At 48.6% G+C, this 10,228-nt stretch carries 5 protein-coding genes; 2 read left to right on the top strand and 3 right to left on the bottom strand.

Annotated elements, in window-relative coordinates; genetic code table 11:
- Positions 1–31: 31 nt before the first annotated feature.
- The 3 genes from E5S67_RS09385 to E5S67_RS09375 all read right to left on the bottom strand — a co-directional run bounded on the left by E5S67_RS09385 (position 32) and on the right by E5S67_RS09375 (position 5,537).
- A complete protein-coding gene (locus tag E5S67_RS09385) occupies positions 32–3,547 on the bottom strand; it encodes an Ig-like domain-containing protein (RefSeq protein ID WP_172186771.1) in 3,516 nt (1,171 codons plus the stop codon).
- 200 nt (positions 3,548–3,747) lie between these two features.
- Positions 3,748–4,440 (bottom strand): response regulator transcription factor, encoded by a 693-nt coding sequence (locus tag E5S67_RS09380; RefSeq protein WP_172186770.1) that lies wholly within the window; start codon positions 4,438–4,440, stop codon positions 3,748–3,750.
- A complete protein-coding gene (locus tag E5S67_RS09375; protein ID WP_172186769.1) occupies positions 4,437–5,537 on the bottom strand; it encodes a sensor histidine kinase in 1,101 nt (366 codons plus the stop codon). Before E5S67_RS09375 ends, E5S67_RS09380 begins: the two co-directional genes overlap by 4 nt.
- 636 nt (positions 5,538–6,173) lie before the next feature.
- On the opposite strand from E5S67_RS09375, the gene kdpA reads away from it, so the two are divergent.
- Positions 6,174–7,934 carry a potassium-transporting ATPase subunit KdpA gene (gene kdpA / locus E5S67_RS09370; RefSeq protein ID WP_172186768.1) on the top strand — a complete coding sequence of 587 codons (1,761 nt, stop codon included), beginning with the start codon at positions 6,174–6,176 and terminating at the stop codon, positions 7,932–7,934.
- 78 nt (positions 7,935–8,012) lie between these two features.
- On the top strand, positions 8,013–10,106 hold the full coding sequence (gene kdpB / locus E5S67_RS09365; protein ID WP_172186767.1) for a potassium-transporting ATPase subunit KdpB: 2,094 nt from the start codon (positions 8,013–8,015) through the stop codon (positions 10,104–10,106).
- Positions 10,107–10,228: the final 122 nt, after the last annotated feature.

Raw genomic sequence — 10,228 nt, 5'->3', positions numbered from 1 at the left:
CCGCCCCGCCCCCCCCCCCCTGCGTCTTATGTTATCTCACGGCTTCCTGCGCCTGCTTCTGTGGTACCTTGGGAGTCGGAGTCGGAGTTTCCGTGGGAGTCGGAGTTGGAGTTTCCGTGGGAGTCGGAGTTGGAGTTGGAGGGGTATTTACAAGAATGCTTGCCGTGACGATCGCGGAATCAGCTTTCCCGTCATTAGCTTTGTAGGTAAAAGAGTCTGTCCCTGCAAAACCAGCATTCGGAGTATAAGTGAAAGAACCGTTAGCGTTGAGGGCGATCGACCCTGTAGCCGGATTTGTCACCAGAATCGCAGTCAGCGGGTCGTTTTCCGGGTCTGTATCGTTGATTAAGACTCCCAAACCCGTCACGTTGAGTGAACTATTAAAAGCAGTGGTATAGCTGTCAGAATTGGCTGTAGGCGGGTTATTGTTGACGTTTACAGTTACGGTAGCGGGTGTAGAGTTAACTATCCCGTCGCTGACTGTGTAGGTAAAGGTGTCTGTTCCAGAAAAGCCTGCGTTAGGAGTATAAGTGAAAGAACCGTCTTTGTTGAGGGCGATCGACCCTTTCGTCGGGTTTGCGGCCACCGCAGCAGTCAGCGTGTCAAAGTCCGCGTCGGAGTCGTTCGCTAAAACTCCCGGCACTGTTACGCTGAGGACTGTTCCCGCACTGAGGCTGTAGCTGTCGGGATTTGCTGTTGGCAGACTGTTAGTAACGTTGATATTCACCGTGGCGGGGACAGTCGCAGCCCCGTCGCTAACGCTGTAGGTGAAAGTATCAGTGCCGACAAAACCTGGGTTAGGAATGTAACTGAAGTTGCCAAAGGCATCGAATGTGACTGTACCTTTGCTCGGATCTGTGACTAAAGCGGCAACCAACGAGTCCAAGTCGGCGTCGGTGTCGTTGCTTAAGGCTCCCAACGGGGGTGCTACGCCCAGAAATTTATCGTGCAGCACGCTGTAGGTGTCAGATTTGGCGATCGGCGCACTGTTAGTAACGTTGATATTCACCGTGGCGGGGACAGTCGCAGCCCCGTCGCTAACGCTGTAGGTGAAAGTATCAGTGCCGACAAAACCTGGGTTAGGAATGTAACTGAAGTTGCCAAAGGCATCGAATGTGACTGTACCTTTGCTCGGATCTGTGACTAAAGCGGCAACCAACGAGTCCAAGTCGGCGTCGGTGTCGTTGCTTAAGGCTCCCAACGGGGGTGCTACGCCCAGAAATTTATCGTGCAGCACGCTGTAGGTGTCAGATTTGGCGATCGGCGCACTGTTAGTAACGTTGATATTCACCGTGGCGGGGACAGTCGCAGCCCCGTCGCTAACGCTGTAGGTGAAGGTATCTGTACCCACAAAGCCCGGGTTAGGAGTATAAAAGAAGTCGCCATTGGGATAGAACATGATCGTACCGTTGGTCGGGCCTGTGACTAACGCCGGAACCAACGAGTCCAAGTCGGGGTCGGTGTCGTTGATTAAGACTCCCGGAAATGGGCTGAGCACTTTATCGTGCAGGACACTGTAGCTGTCGGGATTTGCTGTTGGCGGGTCGTTGACAGGATTAACGGTAATGGTTGCTGTCTCGGATGCTGTACTGAAAGCTGCTAACCCGCCGATACTGCTGGCAGTCGAAATATCAGCCGTCCCGCCGTTCGTGAGGATAGTACCGCTAGAGTTTGTTGTCGTTCCATCCCATGCCTGATACGTGATATTGGCAGTGCCGTTGTAGTCAGCATTGGGAACAAAGCGGATGCTGGCATTGCCTGCTAGCAGTCTCGCTGCTGCTGTTGACGGTGTGCCGAATGCCGTCCAAGTCGCACCGCTATCAGTTGAATATTCCCAACTGCCGTTAGTATTGTCTGTCGCCGTGACAGCAATTCCTTGAGTGTCGGCGGTGTCGGGATCTGTAACAGCACCTGCAATTAAAGTAGAAACTAAGCTGCCGGTGTTGCTGGCAGGAGGTACATCTTCATTAATTGCTGTTAGTATCGGGGAACCACTGTTGTTGAGTACAGGTGCGTTGTTGGCTGCAAACGCTGCGAATGCGGTGGGAAGGGGAAAGGGGGAGCCAAAATTGTTGTCGCTGACAAGAATGAGCGATCGCTTGCCAGTTGCCGTTTGAGAAGGCCCAAATGTCATCCCTTCAAAATTGTTTAGCGGAAAGCCTGAAGTGTTTGGGAAATCAGCAATCAGAGTTTTTGATACTGGTGTAATGCCAGCAATACCAGAAGCAGTCAAACCAGTATTGCTTTGAATGTCAGTCGCACCCGTTAAAGAAATTTGATAAAGCTTCAAATCGCCTGAGAGTGTCGCTGGGTTGAAAAAACGTTCGAGAACCAGCAGGGTATTATCATCAACTGCCAGCATTTCTGAAATGCCATTGCCTGGATCGGTGTTGTAAAGAAATTCTCCGTTTGCGGTGTTTGTGCCTAAGTTAAATCTTAAAATTCGCGATCGCGTGCCAATGGTAGCCGTTGTACCTGTAGCAGGGCCGTCTTGTTCGAGAGCATTTTCTGTTGCTGTAAACAGAGAACTTTGACTGGGAGTAATGGTCAGACTTTCAAAAGCTTGATTGTTGTGGATGCCACTGCTAGTATCTGCTGATACGTCGTATTTGGGAGCAGGAATAGTCAGTGCTAGGTTTTGATTTCCTGTTGCAATGTCGAATCTATTGATAAAAGGCTGGATAGTTGTCGAGAAATTGCCTTCAGAAGAGACGAAGACATTGCTGCCGATGAAGCCAATGCCCTCTGTATCCGATGTATCTGCAACAAAGGGAGGCGGATTGCCAATCTGTGTCACCGCTGTAAAAACCACTCCTCCTGCTGCCAAGCTACCCGAACTCACATTAGGCATAGTGAGGGTGTAAAAGCGAGACGGACCGAGACTGCTACCACTATTGCGGCCGTCGGAGATAGCGTAGTAAGTGTTGGTGCCCGCGTAAGTAATGCCAGACAGTCCACCTACCCGGGTTCCTCCAAAATTTGTATTTGCCGCAAATCCTGCTTGTCCCAAAAATTGTAGACCTAACACAAATTGATAAGCGGCCATTGTGGCCTGGTCGATCGCCAGCCCAGCCACCATAACTCCCGTTGTATAATCTAATTCCCAATCTCCGCCCATAGCCGAACTGCCGATCGGCGATCTAGAAGCAGCAATTTTTGCCTGGGTTAGCTGACTCAGTTGCTGCACAAAGTTAGCGCCCTTCTCCCCCGCCGCTACATCGCACCCATAAAGCAAAATCTCTCCACTCTCTGCCAGGGATCTCGACCAACGCTGCAATTGTTTGGCATAAGTTTTTAAATTTGTCAAGTTTAGATCGATCGCGCCTAGCAGCAAACTCGCGGGGCGACCGTGGGAGATGATATGAATACTTTTAATATTGCTGCGACTCGCTAGTGCTGCCGTGATTTGTTCTACTCCATCCCGCGCCGCATCGAGGGTAATAACTTCTGTCCCCGCTGCGATGCCGTTGCGGAGAGTTGGGCGATCGGGAAGGGCAGAGTCGAGAAAGGCGATCGAACTAAAAACTGAACCGAGAAAATTTGGCACAATACACCTCTGGTTAGATGACGTAGGAAAATTAAGATGTGCCGACCTTAGCAAATTCACACATTAAATGTCATCAAGAAAATTAACAATCAAGACTGATATTAATTTTCCGTGAAGCTGCAACAGATTCATCTTGTAGAGGCGCGTTTAGCAAGTAATTCATTTCAAAAAGCGACAATTCCACTACAAAAGTTGCCCTTTTACGGTTCTATCGCTAACAGTTCTTCTGCTACCAATCCTTTCTGAATTGCGAGTACAGCAGCCTGAGTGCGATCGCGCACTTCTAACTTTTGCAAAATTGCGTGCACGTGAACTCGCACTGTACCCGGAGCAATGTACAATATTTGAGCAATTTCCTGATTGCTTTTTCCCCCCGCAACTAAAGCTAATATTTCCTGTTCTCGCTTCGTCAGCGGATTCTCTAAAAGTTCCGATTTTAACCCATTTTTCAAAGGTTCGGGATTAGCAAAAACTGCCCTAATTTCCGAAGTCGCGGCCTGATCCCACCACGAAGCGCCCGCCGCTACCGATCGAATTGCCAAAACCAAAGTTTCCGCCGCAATTCCTTTTAGGCAATAGCCCTGAGCACCCGCACCAATCAATCTTTCAATTAAGGATTTTTGCGAATGAGAAGTTAAGATTAAAACGGGAATTGCTGGATGTCGCTGTTTAATTTGGCGGCACGCTTCAATACCCCCAATTCCCGGCAAACCGACATCGAGAACTACCACATCGGGCAAGTGTTCCTGAGTCAATTCTACCGCCGTTTCGCCATCTTCCGCTTCAGCAATTACTTGCAAGCAACTTTCTTGCTGCAACCGCGTTTGCAGCCCCAACCGAAACAGTTCGTCGTCTTCAACTAAGAGAATTCGCAAGGGATAAAGTGGTTTCATTTCTCTGGGATAGCAGGGAGTTTAAATCCAAATAAAGCGCCTAGAGGCAATTTATTTTCTGCCCAAATTATACCTCCGTGGGCGTCAATAATTTGGCGAGATAAGTATAACCCCAATCCCGATCCTTTGGCTTGCCGGTCGCTGTGTCCTTGATAAAAACGCTCGAACAAATAGGGCAGTTCATCGGCGGTAATTCCCAAACCGCTATCGATAACTTTCACCACCTGATAACTCGAATAAGATTCCATGACTATTTCTACTTTGCCACCGCGAGGAGAATGGTTGATACCGTTTGTGAGCAAATTAACAAAAACGCGCTGGAGTTGCACGGCATCGCCATTTACCCACAAAGAGCGACGGAAATCTGAGTCCCCGTAACTCATATTAATGTAAACCCGGCGCGCCGCCGACAAATGGATGAGTGTTGCGATTACTTCTTCTGCCAAAGCTACTAAATTTACGGGAGCAAGTTGCAGTTTTAAACCTTCGGCATCGTTGCGGTAAACATCCAGCAGCGTTTCTACTAATTGTAGTGACATTTTGTGCGATCGCGCCATTGTTTCGAGAACTTTTTGCTGACTGGCGGTGACATTCCCAAATTTTGCTGACTGAAAAGCTTTAATTGTTTCGATAGCCCCCAGCATCGGCGTTTTCAAGTCGTGACTCAAAGTAGAGACAAAATCTTCTCGGATGCTTGCTAACTGCTGTTGCGACTGCAACTCAGCTTTAGCGATCGCGATCGCTTCTTGGTACTGCTGGTTGCGATCGCTCAAATATCCCGTCACTCCCAAAGCCATGACTGCGATCGATCTATTTGCGACAGTGGCTAGGGCGATCCCTTCTCCAGGAGGAATAAACAAATTTAACAGCGTCAAAGCTGCCGATAGCAGCGTAATTTGTAACTTACCCAACCGACTCAATCGCGAATTGGCGAGTAAAATCGGGCCCGTATACAAATACCCAAACAGATACTCCGACGGCGTAGTAAATTCCAGCAGTGCAACAATCGCAAATAAAATTGCGATCGACCACCTCCCCCGCAAATACTTCTCTTGAATAGCCAGGTTTTTTGGGATAGCCGATAAACTTTTAAACATCCTCAATCAATCCATCTTATATTTTACATTCACAGTTTTTTTCTACTACCTACTACCTTAGCATAGTTATTTTTTTTATTTTTTCACCTATTTTCGCGCAAAAAAATCGCGTTTAGCGAACATCTATATCTCAACGTATAGACATTTAAATCTAGCTAAAAATTCCTCTATTCTGACAAATATAGAGCGAACAAGCCTAATATGCAAACAGCAAATTATACCGGAAAGCTGATTATCCAATCTTCTAAAAATGACTATAGTAATCAGTACAAGTAGAGAGCATTTTTGGGCTAACAGAAGTGACAGATCAACTTTGTCTAATCAAAGCGATTTCAGTTTTCTCCAAATTAACCCTAGTTATTGTGGCGCGGTCTTAAATGCTATAAAACTGCTCGATCGCTGTCAAAGCGCGGGATTAGCAAAAGAAAAACGAGGAATTATCGCCAGCAAAAACCCGCTGCTGGCGTTAATCCCTCCGGCTGGGGAGATTGCATCTTAGCAGCATTGAATTCGGCGATCGCCCCCAAACTGAAAGTGACCTTCAAAAAAAGCTCGCCCGGTTTTTGGAACCTCCCACCGAACCCATTTTGCGATCGGCAAAACCCATTTATTCAACGATAAAAGATTGGCTCAGTTATGCAGCAAGGATTACTTCAAATCGCATTAACCCTAATCATTTTAATAGCAATCGCGCCTGTCTTCGGCAACTACATGGCGCGGGTTTACATGGGAAAAGAAAGCATTCTCGACCCAGCTATTAAACCCCTAGAACAATTCATCTATAAAGCCAGCAACATCCGGTCTGTAGATTCCATGACAGGTTGGCAATATGCCAGATCGTTACTCTACAGCAATGCGGCAATGGGCATATTTGTTTTCTTAATTTTCATGCTTCAGGGAGTGCTGCCTTTAAATCCCACCAGCCTCAGGACCCCAACCTGGGATACAGCGCTGCACACAACTATTTCATTCCTCACAAATACCGACCAACAGCATTACTCCGGCGAGACAACATTCAGTTATCTATCCCAGTTAACTCTGGGTTTTTTAATGTTTACCTCAGCCGCCACGGGTTTAGCAGTAGGGATTGCCTTTATCCGGGGATTAACCGGCCGCCCCCTGGGCAACTTTTACATCGATTTAATTCAATCAATCACCCGCATTCTGCTTCCCATTTCTTTGATAATAGGCTTGTTTTTGCTAATTTCCGGAGTGCCGGAAACCCTAGCCGGGCCGGCCGTTGCCCGTACCTTAGAAGGCGGCACGCAAGTAATTGCTCGCGGCCCAGTTGCTCACTTTGAAAGTATTAAACAACTGGGAGAAAATGGCGGTGGATTTTTTGCCATGAACTCGGCTCACCCCTTTGAAAATCCCAACCCTTTTACCAACCTGCTGGAAACACTAGCAATGGTTTCTATACCAGCAGCTATGATTCACACCTACGGTCGATTTGCCAACAACAAAAAGCAGGGATGGCTGATTTTTTGGATGGTTTTTGGCATTTACGTTGTCTTGATTGGCATTGCAGCAGTCGGTGAGTTTCAAGGCAATCCTCAAATCAATAATTTACTGGGTTCGCAGCAGCCTAATTTAGAAGGCAAAGAGGTTAGGTTTGGCTGGGCAGAGACTGCACTTTGGGCGGTCACTACAACTGGGACAATGTGCGGGGCTGTCAACGGAATGCACGATTCTTTAATGCCTCCCGGTGGTTTTGCTACTCTGTTTAATTTGTTTCTGCAAATCGTTTGGGGTGGACAGGGAACGGGAACGGCTTACTTATTTATTTACTCGATTTTGAGCGTATTTCTTACGGGATTGATGGTGGGGAGAACGCCGGAATTTTTGGGACGAAAAATTGAGAAACGGGAAATAGTTTTAGCCAGCGTTGTTTTGTTGATTCACCCGATCGCAGTTTTAATCCCCGGTGCAATTACCCTCGCCTTTACCGACAGTTTGAGCGGCATCAGCAACCCGGGATTTCACGGCATTTCGCAGGTTATGTACGAATACGCTTCGGCGGCGGCTAACAACGGTTCTGGTTTTGAAGGATTGGCTGACTCTAAACCCGCACCTACAGGACTTTGGTGGAATTTAAGCACCTGTTTTAGCTTGCTGTTGGGGCGCTACGTTCCAATTATTGCCCTGCTGCTTTTAGCTGACAGCATGACGAACAAACAACTGGTTCCCGAAACAACCGGCACTCTCAGAACAGATTCAGTTTTGTTCACCAGCGTAACCGCAGGAGTAATCATAATTCTAGGCGCACTGACATTTTTCCCAGTATTGGCTTTAGGGCCAATTGCCGAAGGATATGAAATTAGCAGCGGCAAGTTTGAACCTGCATCGATAACTGTACCCACAACACCTTTAGCAACACCAACTCCTCCACCTCTGTAGCGAAAATCCTCAACTTCACTCTTCTCTTTCTCTGTGTTATCTGTGTTCTCTGTGGTTCATTAAAAATCCCAAATCGACATGACCTTTTCCCCTACTCCAGATTCCCCAAAAAAACCTGCTAGAGGCTCTCGCCAGTCTCGCAAGCACACGCCGAAAGCAAATACTAAAGGTCTTTATCAAAGAGCTTTTAAAGAAGCTTTTGTCAAGCTAAACCCGCGGGTGATGCTGAAAAATCCGGTGATGTTTGTGGTGTGGATTGGCACAATTGTGACTGCATTATTAACGATCGATCCGACGCTGTTCGGCCCGGTTCCCGGCAATAATCAGGTGATTTTCAACGGTTTAGTCACCTTCATTTTGTTCTTCACTTTGGTATTTGCTAATTTTGCCGAAGCGGTGGCGGAAGGGCGCGGCAAAGCGCAAGCAGACGCACTGCGATCGACCAAAGCCGACACAACAGCCCGCAAACTCCTACCAGACGGTTCAATTCAAGAAGTTAGTTCGACATCCCTGAGACGCGGCGACCAAATTAAAGTGATCGCAGGCGATGTCATTCCTTCCGACGGCGAAGTGATCGCAGGTGTGGCATCTGTAGACGAATCTGCGATCACTGGCGAATCCGCGCCGGTGCTCAAGGAACCGGGTTCGGACATCGCCAGTTCCGTTACCGGCGGTACGCGCATCCTTTCCGACGAATTGACGCTGCGGGTGATGGCCGACCCCGGCAAGGGGTTTTTGGACAGGATGATCGCGCTCGTGGAGGGGGCCGAAAGATCGAAAACGCCGAACGAGATCGCGCTGACGGTGCTGCTGGCGGTGCTGACGCTGGTGTTTTTGATTGTGGTATCGACCATTCCGCCCGTGGGAAATTACGTGAAAACCCCTGTGGGCGTGGTGACGCTGATTTCGCTGCTGGTGGCGCTGATTCCAACAACCATTGGAGGTTTGCTGAGCGCGATCGGCATTGCGGGAATGGATCGCGTCGCTCAGTTTAACGTGATAGCGACCTCTGGACGCGCCGTGGAGGCTTGCGGCGACGTGAATACGCTGATTTTGGACAAAACGGGGACGATCACGCTGGGGAACCGTTTAGCCGAGGAATTCATTCCGGTAAACGGTCACTCGCTGGAGGAGGTTGCGAGTGTAGCCCTTGCTGCTAGCCTGTTTGACGATACTCCAGAGGGAAAGTCGATCGTCCGTTTGGCTCAGAATTTGGGCGCACAGGTGGATTTCGATCGCACCAACGCCACGGGGCTTGATTTTTCCGCAAAAACGCGGATGTCTGGCACGGATTTGCCCGATGGGACGGAGGTTCGCAAGGGTGCGGTGGATGCGGTGAAGGGTTTTGTGCGATCGCGCGGCGGCAATTTCGGGCCGGATCTTGATGCAGCTTACGAGCGAGTTTCGCGGCTTGGGGGCACACCTTTAGCTGTTTGTCAAGGCAGCGACACCTACGGCATTATCTATTTGAAAGATGTCATCAAACCGGGAATTCGCGATCGGTTTGACCAACTGCGAAAAATGGGAATTCGCACCATTATGCTCACCGGAGATAACCGAATTACAGCATCAGTAATTGCCGATGAAGCAGGGGTTGACGACTTCATTGCCGAAGCAACTCCCGAGGACAAAATCGACGTAATTCGCAAGCAACAAGCAGAAGGCAAATTAGTCGCAATGACTGGAGACGGAACCAACGACGCACCCGCACTAGCGCAAGCAAATGTAGGACTCGCGATGAATTCTGGAACCCAAGCAGCGAAGGAAGCTGCGAACATGGTGGACTTGGATTCTGACCCCACAAAATTAATTGATTTAGTTACAATCGGCAAACAATTGCTGATTACTCGCGGCGCGCTGACCACCTTTTCCCTAGCCAACGATATTGCTAAATATTTTGCAATTATTCCCGCCATGTTTGCCCCCGTCGGCGCTTTAAACGTCATGGGTTTAGCCAGCGGTCAATCGGCAGTTTTGTCTGCATTAATTTACAATGCTTTGATTATTCCTGCTTTAATTCCACTAGCATTAACTGGTGTAAAGTTTAGACCTTTGAGCGCAAATCAACTGTTGCAGCGGAATATTTTAATCTACGGATTGGGAGGAGCAGTCGCGCCGTTTATTGCTATCAAAGTTATTGATGTTTTGATTGCCGCCGTTGGGCTAGCATAGCTCGGGAAAGCACGACACGGATACACGGATTAATCCCGTTCGCCGGCTCTGTCCGGGGAACCCAGTTCCAGAGGATATGCCTCGATTTTCCCCAAAAAATCATCCAATAGAAAGACAGATGT

It is taken from the genome of Microcoleus asticus IPMA8 (assembly GCF_013179805.1).
GTDB classification, from domain to species: domain Bacteria; phylum Cyanobacteriota; class Cyanobacteriia; order Cyanobacteriales; family Microcoleaceae; genus Microcoleus; species Microcoleus asticus.
The sequence above is the reverse complement of the archived record's forward strand: the minus strand, read 5'-3'. Positions and strand labels throughout refer to the sequence as shown.

Excerpts from the sequence above, each read along its gene's own strand:
- kdpB (WP_172186767.1), top strand. The coding sequence starts at position 8,013 with ATGACCTTTTCCCCTACTCCAGATTCCCCAAAAAAACCTGCTAGAGGC.
- E5S67_RS09375 (WP_172186769.1), bottom strand. The coding sequence starts at position 5,537 with ATGTTTAAAAGTTTATCGGCTATCCCAAAAAACCTGGCTATTCAAGAG.
- kdpA (WP_172186768.1), top strand. The coding sequence starts at position 6,174 with ATGCAGCAAGGATTACTTCAAATCGCATTAACCCTAATCATTTTAATA.
- E5S67_RS09380 (WP_172186770.1), bottom strand. The coding sequence starts at position 4,440 with ATGAAACCACTTTATCCCTTGCGAATTCTCTTAGTTGAAGACGACGAA.